Raw genomic sequence first — 20,755 nt, 5'->3', positions numbered from 1 at the left:
CCTACATCGTATTCAATCGAAAAATTCCATATGCGGTTTAACCTGTCTGTAGTATTCAAGGCGATCCTGTAACGTCCCTGTATGAAATTCAAATTTATGACCATCCGGATCGGTGAAATATAGCGAGCGCTTGTCTCTTTCATCCCGCAGGCGCCCCGGCAAAATCGTCACATTGAGCTTTACCAGCTTTTCGTATAAAGAATCAATCTCTGCTTCACCGACTGTAAAAGCAATATGGGTGTACGATTCGTTTATATCATTGCGTGAAATATCTTTTTCAACATTTAAAGCAAGCCACATCCCGTTCAAATCAAAATAGGCGGTGCTTCTCCCCTTGACCAGTAATTTCGCCTCAAAGACATTTTTATAAAACTCAATCGACTTTTCTAAATCAGACACAGAAAACAAAAGATGATTGATTCCTTTGATCGACATCCTCTCACCTCAGAAAATCATTTTCTACTTCGTTTTTCCTTCGCGATAACAAAAGCTGCGCCACGAGAGCGAGAACGGGCAGCTCGAGCAACGGCCCAATTACGAGCGTTAAGGCGATTAATGGTTCATCGGGAAACGCCGTCATCGCAATCGCCAGTGCAATTGGGGAATTTCTCGCTAATGTTGTTAGGCTTAAGCTTGCCCGGTCTTTATAGGAGAACTTCATCAGCTGACCGACCTTTTGACTAATGATGAAGTTTACGAAAAAGAAACAGAAAAGCGGAAGGATCATGTACCATAAGACATCGAGGTTCGCCAGCAGCACCCTTCCCTGCGAAGCAAACATCGCCGCAATCGCCAGGCAGAGAAACACGATCGGCAGCGTGCTGACCCTTGCTAACAGCTGATCTGCCAGTTGACGCTTCTGCCTTAGAAAAGCTTTTGTGCATAACGCTAAAACAAATGGAATGACTAACACGATAGTGACACTTTCGACGAAAAGCGAAAGCTCAATGACACCGGTCGCGCCTCCGAACACGAGCAAATAGACCGGCAGCAAAATAACCTGCACAATTAAATTTAAAGGAAGGATCGCTGTCGAAAGCGCCACATTTCCTTTCGCGATTCCGGTAAAAATTAAGTACCAGTCCGTGCACGGCGTCACCATCAGCATCATAAAGCCGATAAAGATCGCCGGGTGATCAGCCAGAAATACGAACGCCAAAGCGGCAGCGAACAGCGGTGTCCATACAAAATTAATCAATAATGCCGTTATAGTAAACGTGACGTATTTACCTGATTTCGTGATGTCCTGGAACGGAATTTGCAAGAAAGTCACATAGAGCATCACTACCAGCAACGGCATAATTACCAGCTCGGCATGAGCGCTGATCGATTCGAATTGGCCGAGGCTCAAGCCAACAATGACCGCTGTCAAAATAATCATCGAATACCACTTCTCAATGAGATTCATCTTGCCCCCTCCTTCCTTTCACGCTGTTCAGTTGAAATTGAGCAGAGCCTTGATGGCGGCGAGCCTCCTGCAACCGGCGTTTCTGCTACAGAATCAGCTACATCCCCTGTTACTTCCTTAGATATTGCCAGACTGATAGGCACCTGTCTGCCCGGTCACTCCCTGATGCGCCACATCAGCGAAAACCCTCGCTTCAGCCGTTTGATGACAGCAACACTTCACTGAGGTCCCGGGCAATCCTGGAAAGAGCAGATGAGCGTTAAAAAATAAGTGCTAGAATGATCGTAATGAGCAAAGTGTTTGCCGCGGCAAACAGCAAAATGGATCTTGCGGCGCTTTTCGGTTCTTTGTGCCGTGTCGCCATTCGCTCATGCAAATGTTCATCAGGCGGCACGTAAGCTGTATACGTCGGCTCTGCCCCCCTGCTCCCATGGTACAACGCCCGATGAAACGGAACAGCTGACAAGAAAAAAATAGCCGCTGCGATAAACCCGGCCATTTGCACAAACCCGGTCTGACCTGCTGTAACCACCGCCAAAAGAATAAGGAAGACATAGGACCCGGCTGAAAGCAGCAAGGAATACAGAAACGACTTCATCATACCCCTCCATTTCGACTCTCTTTCTTGAAGCTTACCGCATTATCCGCTTGAATTCCACAGCTTTCCTGCTCATTCATCGACTCCCGGTTCCCGGCAATCGTTACAGGTTAAATACCGATTTCCTGCATGTTTTCTAGGATGATCCTGATTCTTTGCTTCATATCGACTCTGGTTAGATTTCCTCATTATTTTGTTTTCATCACTTCTTCCCCACCCATTTCCCAGCTCCGTATAAGACAACTCCAATCGGGATTAGCCAGTAAACAGGAAATTCGAAAGGAACACCAAACGAAGGCATAAGATAAAGGCCAGCTATGGCAAGCCCCGATGCTCCTCCACCGAGCAAAAATAAGAGGATAAATTCTTTTTTTCTATTTATCGACCGAAAAGCAGACCAGCGGATATACCTTAATGCCCCTTCAACCAAAAGATAGGCGACGAGAATCGAACCAGCCACCCTGACGGCCAAGCTCCCTAAATAAAATTGATAAATCGTGTCCCCCATATCGAAGCCGTAACTGAGGATGGTCGCCAACAGCCCTGTAGAAAAAGAGAAAACGCCTAAAAAGATCAAGCCCATCATGGAAAGTATCTTTACGATCTCTTTCGGCATCGCTGTTGGCAGCTCGCCGACAATTTCCTCGGCGTATGCCTTTGGATCATCTCCAAATACTTCTTCGGCTGTCCGCCCTTCTTCCTGTGCTTCAAGGAGGTGGTCGAGCACTTCCATTAAGATTTCTTCCGTTTCCTGCTCCGATTTATTAAATGACGTTCGGATATACAGCAGCAGTCCCTCATAATAATTTTCATTTTCTTTGTCTAGCAGTTCGCGCTTTCGATTGTTCTCTTCGATCAGCTCTTTCACACGCATCACTCTTCGTCTCCTTTTCCCAGCAGTTTATCCACGGGGCCTTTTAATTGTATCCAATGCATTTTAAAATCCTGAAGCGCTTCCTCGCCTTTTTCCGTCAATGTGTAATATTTACGGTTTGGTCCACTCGGTGATTTCTTCATTTCGCCGACAATCAGCTTTTCCTTTTGAAGCCGGAGTAAAATAGGATAAATGGAGCCTTCACTTACTTCGATGCGCAAGGCATGAAGCTTCATCGTAAGCTCATAGCCATATATCGTTTCCTTTGAAATCACAGCGAGAATACATCCTTCGAGAATCCCTTTTAACAATTGGCTTCGTACCGACAAGCTCTTCACCTACCTTGCATTGCAATATAGTGACGCAAAGAGAAAGGACATACGTCCCTCTCAAGTATCTTGTATAACAATATAGTCAGCCTTTGAAAAGCTACCTTGCATTGCAAAATAGCTTATCTTTACTCTATCAAATTAGGTTTCTTTTTTCAAGAATTTTTCGTTTGTAAATTGGAATAAAGATAATCATTCGTCGATAAACACTTTTTTGTCCAGGATTCCAAACGGCTACATCTTTAATTTATCCTTAATCTGCAAAATTTCCTTGTCATGTTGCATGACTTTTTTTGTTACATACCATTCATGATCATGCTGGTATTTATCGATATTCATGGCGTACTCCAGCGTTTTTTCTGTCATTTGCGTGTTGTAATCCAAGGTTTTCTCGATCTTATCCACTTTCTTACTCATTTTTTCTTGTTCGTCTTTTACTTCTTTTATTTCCTCACGCATTGCACTTACATTTTGATCTGAATTCAATTGCTGATCTTTGAATCCTTTCATTTCCTCACGCAGTGCACTTACATTTTGGTCTGAATTCAATTGCTGATCTTTTAACCCTTTCATTTCCTCACGCATTGCACTTACATTTTGGTCTGAATTCAATTGCTGATCTTTTAACCCTTTTATTTCTTCCCAAACTGCGCTTATACTTTGGCCTGTACTCAATTGTTGCTCTTTTAACCCTTTTATTTCTTCCCAAACTGCGCTTATACTTTGGTCTGTACTCAATTGTTGCTCTTTTAACTCATTTACTGCAGTGAGAATTTGCTTTAGCAGTTCATCACTCACTTCGTTCATTCCTTTCATATTTTTATCATTCAGTTCTTCAAATCAATTCTTTTTTCTTCCTGTTTATACTTATACCTAGATTATTCACCAAAAAATCCAAAATTCTCCCAAACGAATACGTACCAAGTGTTCTCTCTACTGGTACCTTTCACCTAAAAAGTGAAAAAAGAGTACAAAAAAATTGGTCTATCTCATGAAAGAATCACGTCGGATGGAGGACTGATTCTTTATAAAGAGTCTGCACATAAAATCGGTTATTTTCAATCTCTTCATGACACCCTTCATATTCAAGATGAGCGTCATTTACCAGACCATACCTACCCATCTGTTGTTGAACAACTAGTCTTTCAACATCTAGCAGGGTACCATCGTGATTACGCTGCGAAACGTCTTGTGGACGATCCGGTCTTTACTCAGGTTACAGAAAAGGATTACTTGGCTAGCCAACCAACTGTGTCACGAACATATGGAGCTTTTACACCCGAAAACATCGACCAAATGAATGATTTCCTCCTGCAATCAAGTATCGACACTCACAAACGATTAGATCAACATCAGCTCACCATCGATGTCGATTCCATGTATTTCCAAACCTATGGAAATCAGGAAAATAGCGCGTTTAATACCCATTACAAGACAACTGGATTTCACCCTTTAATGGCGTTCGATTGTATGACAGGCATGTGTCTTTCTGCGGTCAATCGCCCTGGTGAACAATATACATCCAAAGGGGCGGAAGACATGGTAAGCGACATCATTGACAGCTACTTGAATAAGCTTCCGCATATGGATATACTCGTTCGCGGCGATAGTGGATTTGCCATTCCATCCCTGTATGAAACATGCGAAGACAAAGAAGTGAGTTACGCCATTCGTTTAAAAGCCAATGCCAAGCTTCACGCTATGGCAGAGGAAATCAGCCCCGCTCCCTCTTTTTCCTCTGAATCCGAGGAGGTTCATTATGATGAGTTTGATTATCAGGCAGGCTCCTGGGATCGTCCAAGAAGAGTAGTCGTTCGGTATGAAAGACAAGCAACCGAACTTCTCTTTACCCATACTTTTATCGTAACAGACCTAACTGCTGACCCAAAAACGGTCTTCCGTCTTTACAAAAAACGCGGAGAAATGGAACTGTTTATTAAGGAAGCCAAAAATGATTTCGGTTGTAAATATACTAGCAGCCATGATTATACGGCCAACTGCGCAAGAATGATGACGGCCCTTGTTGCGTATAACTTGCATATCGCTACGAAAAACCTGTTCTTTTCTCCTGCCATCAAATCGTACCGAATGGGAACGTTTAGAAGCTTGATGATCAAAACAGGAGCGAAACTGACAAAATCTGGTCGATATCTTCATTTGAAGCTATCGAAATCCTTTGTCTACCAAGAGGAATTCTTCAAGACGCTCCGGATGATCCAAGCCTAACATCCTATGACATCCTAAATTTTTGAAATTGCGTTACGTACAAAGGGATAAGTCTGCCTTTTTTCCGTTCAAACGGTCATCTAAGAAGCGTTCTATAAGTCAAAAGATTAATTTCTGCCCTATATCCAAGTCAAAAACGCAATACATTCTTTAGAAGTAGTTGATTTCTACACATTGTGGTAGCTTTCATTCGATTGTGATGGTCTTATGAATAATCTAGGACTTTAATGTTTTGAAAGTTTATTTTCAGGGTATTGCAGGTTTAGGTATTATCGACTAAAATTAATTACCTAGAAGCAATACACTTTTTTTAGACAGATAAGGAGACTAAATAGGTGGAACAAAAAGACAGTATACTAAGTATATCTGAAGTCCTAGGCCACGAGAAGAATTCAAAGATAAATTCAATTAAACAAATAATACCTTATCATTAAAAAGATTTTCTTTTGTCACTAAACTAAAGAAGCATGTTGGTGAGCATTTTTAAATCGGCAATTACAAATTTATGTTATCCTTTTCTACAGGAATTGCTACTTATCAAGAAGATGGAACAAATAAGGATATTTTACTTAAAAATACTGATGCTGCACTCAAAAAAGCAAAAAAAGAGCAGCTGTTATAACTCATCTTTTGTAAAAATCTTAATGAATCAAATGTTAATCGATTAAAAGTTAAAACAAATTTGTATCATGCAATTGAAGAAGATGAGCATTTCATTAATTTTGTAAAGAAAACGTTAGAAGAAACTAATTTCCCACCTTCTTTGTTAAATCTTGAAATTACTGAAAATATCTTAATGACTAATATCCAAACTGCTCGCCAAATGATTAATCGATTAAAAGAGCTTGGTATTCAAATTTCAATTGACGATTTTGGAACAGGTTATTCATCTTTAAGTTATTTAAGACAGTTCCAGATTGATCACCTAAAAATCGATAAAGGTTTTGTCAGTGAAAAGGCTCTCGATAAAGTGATTGTAAAATCAGTCATTGATCTAGGTCACAACTTAAACCTTAAAGTCGATGCAGAAGGAGTCGAGGATGAAAAACAACTCACTTATCTTCAATCAATTGGGTGTGATGTCATGCAAGGCTACTATTTTAGCCGCCCGCTATCAGAAAAGGAGTTTACTAATCTAATTGTATAACAATGATTATTTTTCGGAGGATGATTGCTTATGAATAAACCTACCATTTGGTCAGGAATACGCATCCGTTTTATCGGTGCTCTAATTTTAGTGTTACTTCTTAACACCACGATTTCAAATATGATCTTATCGGCAATTAATGCAACAGATATTGATTTAGGCATCGTTGGTGTATGGCTTAGCAATTTCATGAATGTCATTGTAGCAACCATTATCATTTCATTATTACTAAACATTCTTGTCATAAAACCATTACAGAAAATGGCTAAAACGATTGCTCAATTTGAAGAAGGAAACCTCGATGTGCGCTTGAATATGAAAGGCAATGATGAGATCGCTATCCTTGGAGATCAAATGAATTCACTTTTTACTAGCATTCAGGATTTTCAATCAAATCAACAACGTCAAATTGATGCTGTTGAACAGCAAGCCATCACATTATCAAACAAAGTTCATTCATTGCGTAAACATATCGATGAGACGAATCATGCTTCTGAACAAGTCGCTTCTCAATCCGAGATTCAACTAGGTACATATGAGGAAACGACTAGTATTACAGAATCAATAAGTTCTGGAATGGATTCTTTGTCCAATAAATTAATAGCACTTAACACGTCTTTTGACGACATGAGTCAGGAAGCTAATGAAGGGAAGAAAGATATTATAGAAGTCACGAAAACGATTGAGGAGCTTTCCAAACGAGCAGATGAAAATAAACAATCGATGCTTCAGCTAGCCAATCAGATTGGAAAAATCAAAGATATTGTTGCCCTTATCAATGGTATTTCAGAGCAAACGAATCTACTTGCCTTAAATGCTTCCATTGAAGCAGCACGTGCAGGAGAACATGGGAGAGGCTTTGAAGTCGTTGCGAATGAGGTGCGAAAACTAGCTGAGCGCTCCGTAGAAGCGACAAAACAAATCACTGAGAATGTTGACTATATCTTGCAAGATGTTGATAATTCTGTGATTCAATCAGAAGAACGGGTTGAAGAAGTAAAAGATAGTTCACAGCAAATTCTTAAAATGAACGAACGTTTTGAAGCGATGATCCAATCGGTTTTGAAAAATTCATCAGCAATCACTGCTATGACAGATGACCTCACCCAACTTACGAGTGCAAGTCAAGAAATTGCGAGTGCCATGGAGGCAGAATCCCGAAATACAGAACAAAATACAGCTCACCTTCTTAATATAAGCCACTCGATTGAGCAACAACTGAAAGATATCGAAACAATTCACGAAAATATTGAAGAACTTAAGCGCTCCTTTACAGAAGATTTAGTGAGAGCTTAATGACCTTTTGTCATTAAATAGCAACGATCTATCCTCTTCCCATAAACCGTGTATTGATAAGGGCAGATCTATTCAATTCACATTAAATAGTTTGCATGTAGGAGCATTTTCATTCAAATGACATCAAGCAAGTGTTTTAAAAAAAGCAACAGGATACATATGATTCATTTGGTTTCCATCTAAAATCGGCAAGGATACCCCCACTTCAAACAGTCAAAAAGGTCGTTAAGTGGTGGGTCATTGATTTACTCGCATCAGCACTGATTATCGATTCGACCTTTTGGGCCGCAATAAAAAAAGGGGCTATACTCATCACTTATAGCCCCATTTATTTTCAAATAAAAGATGATCTAAGTTCTTTCTCTCTTCCCACTTAGATGTTTCAAGAATCGGTTTATCTGGGTAATGATCTGTGTAGCCAACTGTCATTAAAGCAACTGGGTCAATATGGGGAGGAATCTCTAGAATATCTCGTACATCTTGCTTTTTATAAAAGCTAACCCAGCCCATTGCCAGTCCTTCCACACAAGCAGCCAACCACATGTTTTGGATTGCACAAGCAGTTGATAATTGGTCCGTTTCAGGAATTGAATTACGCCCTAGGACATGCGATCCTCCTCGAGTCGGATCACAAGTGACACATATCGTTAGCGGAGATTCTTTTATTCCTTGAATTTTTAATTTTAGAAAGTGCTCTTCTTTTCCTTGGTCATCTTCGTAATGAATCGCAAGTGCTCTTCTTTCTTTATCAGCTGCCCAAGCAAGTCGTTCCTTTAGTTCGTCTGATGTCACCATAATAAAGTTCCACGGCTGCATAAAGCCGACAGACGGTGCATGATGAGCAGCTTTAAGAATATTGTGTAATGATTCTTCAGGAATTAGATCAGGTAAAAAGGTACGGATATCTCTTCTTTTATAAATAACCTTGTAAAGGGCATCTTTTTCTTCTTGAGTAAACATTTGCTGCCTCCAGATCTTCTTTTCTTAAAGCCAGACCGTCTTTTCTACAAATGGCGTACGTTTTTTTGGCTTTGCTTCTTCTAGTTCTTTGGCATCAGGATAACCTAAAAAGATCATCCCAACCGTTTTCTTCCCTTCAGGTGCGCCAATAAAATCGTGCAGGCGCTGATCATGAACAAGACCGACTCCTCTTGTTCTCCAAACAAATCCTAAATCTAATTCTTGTGCAGCTAACCACATTGAATGAATCGCGCAACAAACCGCATATTCATTATCTTTTGAATCAGCTTCATTCGAGGCAATATCAGACGTCACCGCGATCATCACAGGTGTGTTCGTCACAACTTTAATTGAACTTTCAATTAAATGAGGCTTCGTTGGAAAACGCTCTTGTAAATATGCTAAGGCTAACTCTTCATATCTTTCCTTCGCCTCCCCTTGACGTATTGTCAAAACTTTATATAAAAATAGGCTATTAAATCCTATGTTAGAGGGCTTTATAAGCAAAAAAATTGCCACTCCCTGATTTCTGTAGATAATTGAGGTTACCACACACCCAATTCCAGAAAAGGAAGTGACAATTTGTACCCTCAAATTATAACCTATTTATTAACTTTTATAAACTATCAAGAACAAATTATTCGAACTTTGCTTACTCTATTGATTGGAAAAAGCATGTTCGATAAACCAAAAGAAGCTCCTGTTAATCAGCCTTATCGAAAGCTTCAAATTGATGATTTACCTATCATTGAAAAGGTAGAAAAGCTCGATTATCAGCTTTTATTAACGGAATACCTTCAATCCAAAGGAAAACCGTTAAAACCAGTACGTCGTCGAGCCAATTCTACACCTGTACCGTCTACATTATGTTGTCCGAAGTGTGGTGCTCCTTCTGCGTATTTGTACGCAAACAACGGAGGAAAAGGACAATATCAATGTAAGGTGTGTGCGTGTGTTTTCAATAAAAAAAGTCGTTATCAGAAAGAGGCCATTCTTAAGTGTCCTCACTGCCTTAAAACGCTAGAAAAAATTAAAGAACGAAAAGATTTTCACGTGTTTAAGTGCAAAAATGATATGTGTACCTATTATCAAAAAAACTTGAGCGCCATGACCAAAAAAGAGAAAAAACAATTTAAAGAAGATCCACAATCGCTGAAAGTACGCTACATTTACCGGAAGTTCCACATCGACTATCAACCGTTATCCAAACAATCACCAAAGCAGCCAAAAGTCGATTTATCAAGATTGTATGTTTCACCGCATACACTTGGGCTCATCTTGACGTACCATGTCAATTACGGATTATCGGCCCGTAAAACGGCCGCGATCATGAAGGATATTCACGGCGTGTCTGTCTCCCATCAAAGTATCCTAAACTACGAAAACAGCGTCGCGTTATGGCTTAAGCCTTATATTGACTACTTTCCGTATGAGCTCTCGGATCAATTCTGTGGGGATGAAACGTACATCCGGGTCAACGGTCGTTGGCATTACCTGTTCTTCTTTTTTGATGCGGTCAAGAAAGTCATTCTTTCGTATCCAGTATCACCAAATCGCGACACCGCAACAGCGATACGAGCGATTGATGAAGTACTAGTGAAACTGAAAGAAATACCAGAAAACCTACAATTTGTAGTAGATGGTAACCCTATTTACTTGTTGGCACAGCATTTCTTCGCAGAGAACCACATATCGTTTGACGTAAAACAGGTCATCGGGCTAACAAATGAAGACGATGTCTCTAGAGAGTATCGACCTCTCAAGCAAATCATCGAGAGACTAAATCGCACGTTTAAAGGGAATTATCGTTCGACGCACGGCTTTGGTTCTGAACAGGGATCTGTTTCTTTTGTGACATTGTTTGTGGCTTACTTTAACTTCTTGCGCCCACATTCTTCACTTGAAGGTAAAGTGCCAGTAACAATTCCAGAATTAGAAAAGCTACCAACCATGCCAGCGAGATGGACAGCCCTTATTGGATTAGCTCAAGACTGGATTCAACAACAACAGTCAGCCTAACTTTTGTTTAGCTGAGCCCTATTCAGCTATCGGCGAAGCGAACTCTTGACAAACCGAACTTGCCAATGGTTTAAAATGGAAAAAGTCAAGGGTTATTTGGCATGCCTACTTTTGTTCCCTTCGCCCTTGATTGACCTCTGAATAAACCATTGGCGTGTTTGTCAAGAGCGATAGCGCGGCCTTTCCACCTAATAAATGGTAGGTAGTATGAACCGTGCTAGTTTTTCATAGCACTTTTGAGACTACCATCCTCGCCACACACTCAACAGGATCTACAATCACAGTATTACTTATTAGCAAACCACACTGCATAATCCTGTAAGACATTTTTCTCAATATCACTTAAATCTATGGCTTCTAATTCACATAATGGAAAATATAACTTCTTCCTACCAAACCTTGTATTTGCAATAATACCATACTTATCATCAATATCACCTATTGCATGTACTTTTAATAAATCTCCTTCTTGAACAATCGACGTATCATCCTGCCACTCAGTCACTTTTGTATAAAAAGGAAATTGAATCACTTGTTGAATACACCTTAGCCATTCTTCCATGATTTCTATCTCACTTTCCAAATCCTTAACCACGTTTGATATTCTTTTATCTTGTTCTTCAGTAAACCCTCATTTCATACAACTGTCTCTCCCTTAACTGTTATCCTTCACGATATATCCCTACCACGCACTCAACATGACTCGTATGCGGAAACATATCCACCGGCTGCACATACTCAACCTTAAATCCTGCCTTCACCAGTTCGTTTATATCCTTGGCGAGCGTTGATGGGTTACAGGAGACGTAGACGAACCGCTTTGGCTTGACTTCGATGATCGTTTTCAGCAAGGCGGTGTCGCAGCCGGTTCTTGGCGGGTCGACGACGATGACGTCCGGTTTCCAGCCTTCCTTGACCCATTTTGGCAGCCATTTTTCGGCTTTGCCGACGACATAATGGGCGTTGGTGAGGCCGTTTTTCTCGGCGTTCCTGTTGGCATTGTCGATGGAATCGGCGATGACATCCATGCCGCGGATTTCCCCGGCATCCTTGGCAAGCCACATTCCGATCGTGCCGACACCGCAGTAGGCGTCCACGACCTTTTCTGTACCGCTTAGTTGAGCTGCTTTCTTTGCTTCGTCGTACAGCTTGACCGTTTGTTCGGGGTTCAGCTGGAAAAACGCCCGGGCTGACAGCTCGAAGGAGACATCGCCCAACGTTTCCTGAATGACTTGCTCCCCGGCAAGATGGACGGTCTCCTCGCCGAAAATCAGCGACGTTTTCTGACCATTGATGTTTTGCAGAATCGAGGTTACTTCAGGGATGCGCCGTGTGATTTCATCGAGCAGCAGCTTTTGCTTTGGCAGCTCCTTCTGCGTCGTGATCAGCACGAGCTGGATGTGCCCTGTCGCAAAGCCGACACGGGTGACGATTGTCCGCACGATTCCTTTTCGTTTTTTCTCATTATAAATTGGAATATGCAAGTCCTCCAGGATTTGTTTGACCTGCTCGGTGACCTTGTTTGTCGCCGGATGCTGGACCATACAGTCGCTCAGATCAATCAGCTGATGCGAATTCATTCCGTACAGGCCGGCAAGGACCTTTTCATTATGTTTGCCAACTTGCAGCTGGCTTTTATTACGATAGTGCCACGGATCATCCATGCCGATCGTTTCTTTCACATTTAATTCTTCCGGCTTCAGTCGCGTATAACGTTCAAATGCCTGCTTCACGATGTCACGCTTTTCACGCAATGTTGCCGGGTAGGCCATGTGCTGAAGCTGACAGCCGCCACAGGAGTCGTAAATCGGGCACGGAGGAGCAACCCGGTCCGGCGATGATTTGCGCAGCTTCTTGACCTTCGCTTCGGCAAAGCGCGGCTGCACTTTCGTCACTTCCGCCACGACCTCCTCGCCTGGCAGCGCACCGGGGACAAAAACGACCCGTTTTTTAAAATAACCGACACCCTCGCCGTTGATGCCAAGCCGCTTTATTGTGAGGGGAAACCGTTGTCCCACTTCGATTTTTACTGGTTGTTCCTGCTTTGATGCTTTGTTCGTCATTGCTCTCATCTCCGTCCAAGTTTATGCGCACCCATTATAGCACATCGTTTTCCAACTTCCTAAACTTACTAGACCGAAAGAAGGTCGTTGTCTGCTAAAATAGGAGAGGAATCGAAAGCAGAGGAGAGATTACCGTTGTCAATACCTACAGATGTTGCATCCTTGCAAATTATGGCTCACGTCTACAAACGCGCCAGCCTCAACTCCATTTTTGAAAAAACAGTGGAAAGTTTAGTTGAACAAGTTCCGTACATAGATTGGGTCGGGATTTATATGTATGAAAACCTTGACCATAAGCTTGTGGCTGCCTCCGACTTGGAAGATGACTTAAAATGGGAATGTAATGGAGAGCTGAAGTTCCCGATTACCAATTCATCCGAAGAAGAGATCGGGATGATGGTCGTCCGCAGCCGCCAGCCAATCGCTTTTGACGTCACAGACGTCAGCACTCTTGAAACAATTGCCGCTGCGATCGGCCAAGAGAGTTGTTCCAATTAACATAAGAACGCCCCCACAAGACTTTATCCGTTCACGCCTATAAAAAAAGACCCGATAAAACCGAGCACCGGCCCGGAAGCCTGCTCCTTTATCGGGTCTTTGTCGTTGACCACTATACACCGGAATACGCTAAAAAACCGCCGTCTACCGGGACGGTAATGCCAGTGACGAAGCCGGACATATTCTCATCGGCCAACCAGGGATTCTCTTTTTTTAATTAATCAAAATAATTAGACTGATCATACTGAAACGATTATACTGTTATTTATCGGAAAAGAAGGGAGCTGGCGTCGGGCGGTAAAAGTATTTGCCAGCGGATTCTGAACAACTTTTTCTCTAGTAAAGGAGCTTGACCATGGTTGCAATCAACGAGCAGGCAAGAGAGCCTGCTGTTTCAGCGCGGATCATCTTCATTATTGCCACCGCATGCGGCTTAATCGTCGCCAATATTTATTATTCGCAGCCACTAGTCGGCCCGATCAGCGCCTCGCTCGGATTATCTTCCGAGGCGGCAGGCCTGATCGTCACGCTGACCCAAATCGGCTACGGCATCGGTTTATTGCTGCTCGTTCCTTTGGGCGATATGATTGAAAACCGGAAGCTTGTTGCCGGACTATTGTTCTTCACAACAATTGCGCTGGCGGTGGCGGGAGTTGTCAAAAGCGCAATTCCTTTTCTCGCTGTCTCTCTCTTTATTGGAATTGGATCGGTCGCCGCGCAGATGCTCATGCCATACGCCGCCCACCTATCACCAGAAGCGACGCGCGGCCGTAACGTTGGGAACGTGATGAGCGGGCTGCTGCTCGGCATCATGCTTGCCCGCCCTGTCTCTAGTATGATGGCGGAATATTTGGGCTGGCGCTCCGTCTATTATTTCTCGGCCGCAGCCATTCTCGTGTTGGCCGTTATTCTGATTCGGACACTGCCAGTAAGGAAACCAGTCACGACAACGAAGTATCCGCAGCTGCTCAGCTCGATGTTTTATCTGTTAAAGACCACACCGGTTCTGCGGCGTAGGGCGATGTATCACGCTTGTTTATTCGGAACGTTCAGCCTGTTCTGGACAACAGTTCCTTTATTATTGACTGGGCCTGTCTTTTCATTCTCCCACCAGGGCGTTGCGCTGTACGCCTTGCTTGGTGTATCCGGAGCGCTTGCCGCGCCTATTGCCGGTCGTCTTGCCGACCGAGGATGGATTCGCCCTGCGACCGGAGTTGCGCTCGCGCTGGTGATCATTTCCCTCATTCTACCGCTCGTTATCCAAGGCGGTTCAATGTTCGCGCTGATTACGTTAGTGGCAACGGCTATTTTGCTCGACATGGGGGTTTCAGCGAATTTGGTTCTCGGACAGCGTGCGATCTTTTCACTGAGCGGCGAGATTCGCAGCCGACTTAATGGGATTTTTATGGCAATTTTCTTTGCCGGCGGTGCGCTCGGATCCGCGGTTGGCGGATGGGCCTATGCCCGCGGCGGCTGGGAAACGGCCTTACTGATTGGTCTGACCTTGCCGGTGATTGCATTGATTTATTATGCAGGGGAATTTAGAGGCAAGGGGAAAATTTCTTAAAAGATCGCTATGGGGGAAATTAGGAACAAAAAGTACGAATTGATTTACATCTCAAAAAACGAGCTTGAGACAAAACTAGCTTTGGACCTACTGGCAATGGCTTCACACGCCACAAGCCCGTTGTGAGAAACCCACTCACAACGGGCTTTAAAAGATCGTGGCGGTTCCGCTCATTGCTTAAAGGCTGTGACAAAAAGGTAAAAAAACAACCTTTTGTCACAGCCTCTTTGAATAGAACGGAGCCACTACAGCCCCTCCACTTCCTCCCGCACTTTTGGTGCGACTTTCGTGCCGAGCAGTTCAATTGCTTTCATGACCTGCTCATGCGGCATCGAGCCGACAGGAACATGGAGCATAAAGCGGGTGATGCCGACGTTCTTGCGGAGGTGAATGATTTTCTCGGCGACGGTGTCCGGATCGCCAACATACAAAGCTCCTTCCAGACTGCGGGCAGCATCGAAGCTCGCCCGGCCATAGTGGCCCCAGCCCCGCTCTTTGCCCAGCTTGTTCATCACCAGCTGCGTTGACGGGAAAAAAGCGTCAGCCGCTTCTTCCCGATCCTCGGCAATGAAGCCATGGGAGTGAGAAGCGACGGTCAGCTTCTCCGGATCATGACCCGCTTCTGCGGCAGCTTGCTTATAGAGCTGAACGAGCGGCGCGAATTGAAGCGGGCGGCCGCCGATGATCGCCAGCACGAGCGGCAGGCCAAGTGTACCGGCGCGGACGACCGACTCAGGATTGCCGCCGCTTCCAATCCAGACAGGCAGCGGATCCTGCACCGGGCGCGGATAGACGCCTAAATTGCGGATCGCCGGACGATGCTTGCCCTGCCATGTGACTTTCTCCGATTGACGGATTTGCAGCAGAAGATCCAGTTTTTCGTCAAACAGCTCATTATAGTCGTGCAAATCGTAGCCGAAGAGCGGAAACGACTCGATGAAGGATCCCCGTCCCGCCATAATTTCCGCCCGTCCGTTTGAAATTGCGTCGAGCGTGGCAAATTCCTGAAAGACGCGAACAGGGTCATCCGATGAAAGGACGGTGACCGCGCTCGTCAAACGGATCCGCTTTGTTTGCGAAGCAGCGGCAGACAGGATGACCGCTGGATTAGAAGCGGCAAAATCCTCGCGATGATGCTCGCCGACGCCAAATACATCAAGACCGACCTGATCGGCGAGGACGATTTCCTCGACAACTTCCCGTATGCGCTCGGCATGACTAATTGTTTTTCCCGTGTTCACATCTGGTGTTGTTTCAACAAATGTACTGATCCCTATTTCCATGAAACGCTCCTCCAACTCCCTGTTCACTTTTTGAGCAAAGCAACAGTATCGTGATCTTATCTTGTTTTACATGTATCACATTTTGCCGGATGTTGCCAACGATATCTCTTTTTATTGCGGAAAGGGGAACTGCTGCAGCTGCTTGCTAAGCATCAGGTCGTCAAGACTTTTGAATTCATAGCCAAGTTCCCTCGCCTCATCAATCACGCTCGGCAGCGCTTCGGCATTATCGCTTGAGACCGAATGAATCAGCATGATCGCGCCGGGATGAATCCGTTTCATAATTTGATCGTAGGCATACTGGCCGCCCTTTTGCTTGTCGACTTCCCAATCCTTGTAGGCCATTGACCAAAATACATTCGTATAGCCGATTTTTTCCGACAATGCTAACGTCCGCTCACTAAATTCCCCCCGTGGCGGCCGTAAATAATTCATTTCTTTCACACCTGTCAGCTCCGCGAAAGCCTCCTTCACTTTTTGCAGCTCGTCAATCAAACGTCCATCGCCGACGCTTGGCAGGCTCGGGTGATGCCAGGAATGATTCCCGACGATATGACCTTCAGCCACCATACGCTGGACCAGCTCCGGCGCGGTTTCCAAATAATGCCCCGTCACAAAAAAAGTCGCCGGCACCTGCTTTTCCTGCAACACGTCAAGCACCTTTTCGGTATAGCCGTTTTCATAGCCATTATCGAATGTCAAATAGAGCTCTTTTTTCGTCGTATCGCCGATAAAGACGCCATTTGTATCCTCCAGCAATTTTTCAAAAACAGGTTCGGTTGTGACCGGTTTGTTGTCTTTTTCCGGCTTATAGCTCCAGTTATACGTTTTGTTGCTATAAGCGAGCGCCGGCTCGATGCTCGTTGCGCACACGAACGCCAGCATGAGGAAAAGAAGAACGATGATTTTTCTCGGCATGATGTATCAATCTCCCTCATTTTTTTGTTAGTGTGGCACTTGCGGAAATGGTTTATGTATGGCTCAACGTCTAATCTGATAATACGTGTATAACGCGACCAATGAGCCAAGCGCCAGCAGACGCCGCTGTTCACTCATAGCTGGATCGAGATCAATAATATCGGCCCCATTTGAAAATAATTCCATTGCTTCGGTCGGAACTCCGCCTGTCCTGACAAAAAGCAATTGCTGCTGTGATTCCTTGTCCATTACCTTAAATTCCATGGCGCCGAGCCCGCCGCTTAATGTCGCAATCTGGACTCCACGCTGATGGAGCTGAACGTCAAAGCGCGAAAGAGCCCGCCAATCATGGGTGAAATAACCGATTTCTTCTCCAGCCTCATCAAGCAGAACGAACGGCGCTGACATTCCCGCTTTTTTCAGCAGCATCAATCGACGATCTTGATCAATCTGAAACGTCATTCTTACAGGAAGCAGCATCCTCAACCCGATCAAACGGAAAAGCCCGCTCCAAAGCCGGAGAAAGGAGACTTCCTCTTCAACATAGGCGACACGCTTGCCATCCAACGAAAAGAAATGAAAGCGCCGCAGCCAATGCATATCTGATGTAAACAGAAGGCGTCCAGCTGTAAGAAGCGTTTCCTCACTGTCAAGCCTAACCGGTTTGATGTCCCGGTTCGCTAAATGCGAAAACCAGGAGGAAAAGCTGTAGCAGATGATCAGGATAAAAACGAAGTAAAGGAGAGCCTGCCCCCCTCTTCCCGCAAAAAAAGTGGCAAAGCCCGTTAAAGCACCATAGAAAAGCTAAAGAAGGGCCGCTCCAAGCATAAAATGCTCTGCCCATTTAAGCGCCTTTGCCTGCCTCCTTTGGTAGTCGCGATAATCCACTATTACCCCTCCTTATGAAAAAGGGATGCCGCAAAAGGACCAGCCGTCGGCCTTTCGAGACATCCCTGCAATTGTTTTCTGCTGCTTATTTAAACACTGGCTCTTTAAATTGCTCCAGCTTTTCAAGCGATGTTTTGGCGACATCAGCATGCAGGCTGTTACCATGCGAATCCATCGTGACAATCGCCGCAAATCCTTCTACTTCGAGGTGCCACATCGCTTCCGGAATACCGAATTCCATCAGGTCAACGCCGTGCACCTTCTTAATACAGTCGGCATAATATTGCGCCGCGCCGCCGATCGCGTTTAAATAAACACCTCCGTGCTCCTCAAGCGCTTTCAGCGTTTTTGGCCCCATCCCGCCTTTACCGATGACAGCACGGATGCCGAACTTCTTCATAATATCGCCTTGATACGGCTCCTCACGGATACTTGTTGTCGGACCGGCCGCTTTCACATGCCACTCACCCTTGTCATCCTTCAGCATAACCGGACCACAGTGGTAAATGATCTGACCGTCCAAATCAATTGGCGCATCATGATCGATCAAGTGGTGATGGATCGCATCACGGCCTGTGTGAATCATGCCATTGATAATGACGACATCTCCGACTTTAAGCTCACGGATCTTCTCTTCCGTAATCGGCGCTTCCAGCACTACCTCACGGACCTCGCTCTTCTCCTCGGCCGCAACTGCCACTTCCTTCGATGCGGCATTCAAGTCAACGGTCTCTCCGTCCTTGTAAAGCCATTCCTTAATTCCGCCTGTTTCCTGATCAATGACAATGCCCAAACGGCGGTATGCCCAGCAATTATAGGCAACGGAAACAAAGAAGCTGGCCGGCAGACGATTCATCGCTCCGATTTTACAGCCGAGCAGTGTCGCTTCCCCGCCGAAGCCCATCGTTCCAATGCCAAGCTCATTGGCATGTTCCATCACATAATCCTCCAGCTTGCGCAGATCTTCGTTCGGATTGACGTCATCCACGGTGCGGAACAGCTGCTCCTTCGCCAGCGAATAACTGGAAGTCCGGTCTCCACCGATGCCGACGCCGATAAAGCCCGCGCTGCATCCCTGGCCCTGTGCCTGATAGACAGAATGCATAATGCATTTGCGGATACCATCAAGATCGCGTCCTGCCCGTCCAAGTCCTTCAAGCTCAGCTGGCAGGCTATATTGAATGTTTTTATTCTCACAGCCGCCGCCTTTCAAAATCAAGCGCGCGTCGATATAGTCCTTTTCCCATTGTTCAAAGTAAATGACCGGCGTTCCTTCACCGAGATTGTTACCTGAATTTTTGCCTGTCAACGAATCAACGGAATTAGGGCGAAGCTTTCCATCCGCCGTCGCCTGCTCCATCGCTGCATGAATTGCCCGTTTCACTTCAAGCTGATTGACTCCGATCGGCGTTTTAATTTTAAAGGTCGGCATTCCCGTATCCTGACAAATCGGCGAAATTTTATCATCCGCCATTTCAATATTCTCTGTAATCGTAGAAAGCGATAACGCCGCACGCGTCCCTGCGTTTTCCTGCTGCTTGGCCTTCACGATAGCACGCCGGACATCATTGGGCAGGTTGGTAGACGTTTCGACAATCAATTGGTACATGCTTTCTTGTAGCTTTTGCATTTTCCTCTCCCTTTCCTCTATGTAATCTCCTTAGTCACATTCATCCTCTCCTATTATAATGCTAGTCGAAACATTCCGAAAGGAAAAAGTAGCATGATTATCGCGAGGAAAGAGTTGGCATAAGGCTTGGATAAAAGATTGTTTTTACCTTTTACCCAAGTCCGGTCTGCCCTTCCTATAGCAAGCCGATTTTAGTGCTTGGTTCCAGTAACGAGGAGAGATGAACCGTCTGATTCGTATAGTGGATCAGCGGCTTCTGTTCCTTTGTCCACTCCACATGGGTGATGCTCGTATTGCCAATCTGGAATGCCCGGTGCAGAGACGGCCACTGCTCTCCCGCTAACAAATAGGTCAGCAAAATGCTAATAAATCCGCCATGCGAGACGATCCCTACATTGTCATTTTGATGGGCAAGCAGCAGCTGTTCAACGACCAAGCGGCAGCGCTGTGTAAGCTGCTCAACGCTTTCCGTTCCGTCCAGTCCCGAGGTCAAAATCGAACGCTCCTTCGTCTCCGGAAAGCGTTCATAAATGTCGGAACGGGACAGCCCCTGCAACGGCCCTAAGTGAACTTCACGCACCTTTGTCCACCTTTTGACGTCAAGCCGATTGTGTGCGGCAATCGCTTTTGCCGTATCATAGGCCCGTGTTAAATCGCTGCTGTAAAGATAATCGAGTGCTAAGTTTTCGGAATAAACGGCGAGCAGATGGGCCTGTTTGCTACCGAGCTCGGACAGCTCAAAGTCCATTGAACCTTGAATCTTTCCCTGCCGGTTCCCCATTGACTCTCCGTGACGAATGAAAAAGACATTCATTGCCATTCAGCTCCTTATTCAGACCAATCATGTCTGAACTGCTTGCATTTCAGCTCAATCTCATCGAGGATCGCGAGCAGGCGGTCAATCTCTTCCACTCCCGCTTCGTCAGGATCAATCGTTTCCAGCATCTGCATAACAAGATCAAACCGATTTTGTAAATAATGTAATTGTGTTTTTTTATCGTGAATTGCTCCGCCCAAATAGATTCTCTCCTTCAAACTGCAAGTATCGTAT

The 20,755-nt window shown here is 44.7% G+C and carries 22 protein-coding genes and 1 pseudogene; 6 read left to right on the top strand and 17 right to left on the bottom strand.

The window, feature by feature from the left end; translation table 11 throughout:
• Window positions 1-12 precede the first annotated feature (12 nt).
• The 6 genes from fosM to M3212_RS17020 form a co-directional block, all read right to left on the bottom strand.
• Window positions 13-435, bottom strand: coding sequence for a FosM family fosfomycin resistance protein (gene fosM / locus M3212_RS17045; protein WP_251195176.1), 423 nt, complete (start codon window positions 433-435; stop codon window positions 13-15).
• A 4-nt stretch (window positions 436-439) separates the two neighbouring features.
• The gene (locus M3212_RS17040; protein ID WP_251195175.1) at window positions 440-1,408 is read right to left on the bottom strand and encodes an arsenic resistance protein; all 969 of its coding nucleotides are present in this window, start codon (window positions 1,406-1,408) and stop codon (window positions 440-442) included.
• Window positions 1,409-1,667: 259 nt separating this feature from the next.
• Window positions 1,668-2,006, bottom strand: a complete 339-nt coding sequence (locus tag M3212_RS17035) for a hypothetical protein (RefSeq protein WP_251195174.1) — start codon at window positions 2,004-2,006, stop codon at window positions 1,668-1,670.
• A gap of 202 nt (window positions 2,007-2,208) precedes the next feature.
• Entirely contained in the window at window positions 2,209-2,880 is a 672-nt protein-coding gene (locus M3212_RS17030; protein WP_251195190.1) for a DUF1129 family protein, read from the bottom strand.
• The gene (locus M3212_RS17025) at window positions 2,880-3,209 is read right to left on the bottom strand and encodes a PadR family transcriptional regulator (RefSeq protein WP_251195173.1); all 330 of its coding nucleotides are present in this window, start codon (window positions 3,207-3,209) and stop codon (window positions 2,880-2,882) included. The genes M3212_RS17030 and M3212_RS17025 overlap by 1 nt, the downstream gene beginning before the upstream one ends.
• 234 nt (window positions 3,210-3,443) lie before the next feature.
• Window positions 3,444-4,007 carry a hypothetical protein gene (locus M3212_RS17020; protein ID WP_251195172.1) on the bottom strand — a complete coding sequence of 188 codons (564 nt, stop codon included), beginning with the start codon at window positions 4,005-4,007 and terminating at the stop codon, window positions 3,444-3,446.
• A gap of 159 nt (window positions 4,008-4,166) precedes the next feature.
• Between M3212_RS17020 and M3212_RS17015 the strand changes: the two genes are divergently transcribed.
• From M3212_RS17015 to M3212_RS17005, 3 genes are all read left to right on the top strand, one after another.
• Complete coding sequence (locus M3212_RS17015; RefSeq protein ID WP_251195171.1) at window positions 4,167-5,435, top strand: IS1380 family transposase; 1,269 nt, start codon at window positions 4,167-4,169, stop codon at window positions 5,433-5,435.
• A 625-nt stretch (window positions 5,436-6,060) separates the two neighbouring features.
• Complete coding sequence (locus M3212_RS17010) at window positions 6,061-6,582, top strand: EAL domain-containing protein (RefSeq protein ID WP_349774203.1); 522 nt, start codon at window positions 6,061-6,063, stop codon at window positions 6,580-6,582.
• Window positions 6,583-6,612: 30 nt separating this feature from the next.
• A complete protein-coding gene (locus tag M3212_RS17005; RefSeq protein WP_251195169.1) occupies window positions 6,613-7,878 on the top strand; it encodes a methyl-accepting chemotaxis protein in 1,266 nt (421 codons plus the stop codon).
• A 312-nt stretch (window positions 7,879-8,190) separates the two neighbouring features.
• Here M3212_RS17005 and bluB read toward each other — a convergent pair whose 3' ends face one another.
• Both bluB and M3212_RS16995 read right to left on the bottom strand, forming a co-directional pair.
• On the bottom strand, window positions 8,191-8,838 hold the full coding sequence (gene bluB / locus M3212_RS17000) for a 5,6-dimethylbenzimidazole synthase (protein ID WP_251195168.1): 648 nt from the start codon (window positions 8,836-8,838) through the stop codon (window positions 8,191-8,193).
• 24 nt (window positions 8,839-8,862) lie between these two features.
• Entirely contained in the window at window positions 8,863-9,339 is a 477-nt protein-coding gene (locus M3212_RS16995; RefSeq protein ID WP_251195189.1) for a nitroreductase family protein, read from the bottom strand.
• 81 nt (window positions 9,340-9,420) lie between these two features.
• Here M3212_RS16995 and M3212_RS16990 point away from each other — a divergent pair, with 81 nt between their 5' ends.
• Window positions 9,421-10,857 carry a DDE-type integrase/transposase/recombinase gene (locus M3212_RS16990; protein WP_251195167.1) on the top strand — a complete coding sequence of 479 codons (1,437 nt, stop codon included), beginning with the start codon at window positions 9,421-9,423 and terminating at the stop codon, window positions 10,855-10,857.
• A gap of 286 nt (window positions 10,858-11,143) precedes the next feature.
• Here M3212_RS16990 and M3212_RS16985 read toward each other — a convergent pair whose 3' ends face one another.
• Window positions 11,144-11,452 (bottom strand): calcium-binding protein, encoded by a 309-nt coding sequence (locus M3212_RS16985; protein WP_349774201.1) that lies wholly within the window; start codon window positions 11,450-11,452, stop codon window positions 11,144-11,146.
• Between the two features lie 67 nt (window positions 11,453-11,519).
• Window positions 11,520-12,920, bottom strand: coding sequence for a 23S rRNA (uracil(1939)-C(5))-methyltransferase RlmD (rlmD, locus tag M3212_RS16980; RefSeq protein WP_251195165.1), 1,401 nt, complete (start codon window positions 12,918-12,920; stop codon window positions 11,520-11,522).
• A 135-nt stretch (window positions 12,921-13,055) separates the two neighbouring features.
• Here rlmD and M3212_RS16975 point away from each other — a divergent pair, with 135 nt between their 5' ends.
• Complete coding sequence (locus M3212_RS16975) at window positions 13,056-13,418, top strand: GAF domain-containing protein (RefSeq protein ID WP_251195164.1); 363 nt, start codon at window positions 13,056-13,058, stop codon at window positions 13,416-13,418.
• Window positions 13,419-13,530: 112 nt separating this feature from the next.
• Here M3212_RS16975 and M3212_RS16970 read toward each other — a convergent pair.
• Window positions 13,531-13,617 (bottom strand): annotated as a pseudogene (locus M3212_RS16970) (D-mannonate oxidoreductase); the annotation flags it as partial.
• Between the two features lie 156 nt (window positions 13,618-13,773).
• On the opposite strand from M3212_RS16970, the gene M3212_RS16965 reads away from it, so the two are divergent.
• Window positions 13,774-14,985, top strand: a complete 1,212-nt coding sequence (locus tag M3212_RS16965; protein WP_251195163.1) for an MFS transporter — start codon at window positions 13,774-13,776, stop codon at window positions 14,983-14,985.
• A gap of 245 nt (window positions 14,986-15,230) precedes the next feature.
• On the opposite strand, the gene M3212_RS16960 is transcribed toward M3212_RS16965, so the two are convergent.
• The 6 genes from M3212_RS16960 to M3212_RS16935 all read right to left on the bottom strand — a co-directional run bounded on the left by M3212_RS16960 (window position 15,231) and on the right by M3212_RS16935 (window position 20,721).
• A complete protein-coding gene (locus M3212_RS16960; protein ID WP_251195162.1) occupies window positions 15,231-16,268 on the bottom strand; it encodes an LLM class flavin-dependent oxidoreductase in 1,038 nt (345 codons plus the stop codon).
• Window positions 16,269-16,379: 111 nt separating this feature from the next.
• Window positions 16,380-17,186, bottom strand: a complete 807-nt coding sequence (gene pdaA, locus M3212_RS16955) for a delta-lactam-biosynthetic de-N-acetylase (RefSeq protein WP_251195161.1) — start codon at window positions 17,184-17,186, stop codon at window positions 16,380-16,382.
• Window positions 17,187-17,249: 63 nt separating this feature from the next.
• Window positions 17,250-17,786: a hypothetical protein gene (locus tag M3212_RS16950; RefSeq protein ID WP_251195160.1), complete on the bottom strand. Its 537-nt coding sequence runs from the start codon at window positions 17,784-17,786 to the stop codon at window positions 17,250-17,252.
• Between the two features lie 373 nt (window positions 17,787-18,159).
• Window positions 18,160-19,704 (bottom strand): fumarate hydratase, encoded by a 1,545-nt coding sequence (locus M3212_RS16945; protein WP_251195159.1) that lies wholly within the window; start codon window positions 19,702-19,704, stop codon window positions 18,160-18,162.
• Between the two features lie 175 nt (window positions 19,705-19,879).
• Entirely contained in the window at window positions 19,880-20,518 is a 639-nt protein-coding gene (locus tag M3212_RS16940) for a histidine phosphatase family protein (RefSeq protein WP_251195158.1), read from the bottom strand.
• 14 nt (window positions 20,519-20,532) lie between these two features.
• A complete protein-coding gene (locus M3212_RS16935; RefSeq protein WP_251195157.1) occupies window positions 20,533-20,721 on the bottom strand; it encodes an SE1561 family protein in 189 nt (62 codons plus the stop codon).
• Window positions 20,722-20,755: the final 34 nt, after the last annotated feature.

Origin of the sequence: Halalkalibacter oceani, from assembly GCF_023715705.1 — a bacterium.
In the GTDB taxonomy this organism is placed as follows: domain Bacteria; phylum Bacillota; class Bacilli; order Bacillales; family Bacillaceae_D; genus Halalkalibacter; species Halalkalibacter oceani_A.
This window is presented reverse-complemented; position numbering and strand designations above follow the sequence as displayed.

Coding starts and splice junctions, on each gene's coding strand:
- fosM (WP_251195176.1), bottom strand. CDS start 435: ATGTCGATCAAAGGAATCAATCATCTTTTGTTTTCTGTGTCTGATTTA.
- M3212_RS17040 (WP_251195175.1), bottom strand. CDS start 1,408: ATGAATCTCATTGAGAAGTGGTATTCGATGATTATTTTGACAGCGGTC.
- M3212_RS17035 (WP_251195174.1), bottom strand. CDS start 2,006: ATGAAGTCGTTTCTGTATTCCTTGCTGCTTTCAGCCGGGTCCTATGTC.
- M3212_RS17030 (WP_251195190.1), bottom strand. CDS start 2,880: ATGCGTGTGAAAGAGCTGATCGAAGAGAACAATCGAAAGCGCGAACTG.
- M3212_RS17005 (WP_251195169.1), top strand. CDS start 6,613: ATGAATAAACCTACCATTTGGTCAGGAATACGCATCCGTTTTATCGGT.
- bluB (WP_251195168.1), bottom strand. CDS start 8,838: ATGTTTACTCAAGAAGAAAAAGATGCCCTTTACAAGGTTATTTATAAA.
- rlmD (WP_251195165.1), bottom strand. CDS start 12,920: ATGACGAACAAAGCATCAAAGCAGGAACAACCAGTAAAAATCGAAGTG.
- M3212_RS16965 (WP_251195163.1), top strand. CDS start 13,774: ATGGTTGCAATCAACGAGCAGGCAAGAGAGCCTGCTGTTTCAGCGCGG.
- M3212_RS16960 (WP_251195162.1), bottom strand. CDS start 16,268: ATGGAAATAGGGATCAGTACATTTGTTGAAACAACACCAGATGTGAAC.
- pdaA (WP_251195161.1), bottom strand. CDS start 17,186: ATGCCGAGAAAAATCATCGTTCTTCTTTTCCTCATGCTGGCGTTCGTG.
- M3212_RS16950 (WP_251195160.1), bottom strand. CDS start 17,786: ATGCATTGGCTGCGGCGCTTTCATTTCTTTTCGTTGGATGGCAAGCGT.
- M3212_RS16945 (WP_251195159.1), bottom strand. CDS start 19,704: ATGCAAAAGCTACAAGAAAGCATGTACCAATTGATTGTCGAAACGTCT.
- M3212_RS16940 (WP_251195158.1), bottom strand. CDS start 20,518: ATGAATGTCTTTTTCATTCGTCACGGAGAGTCAATGGGGAACCGGCAG.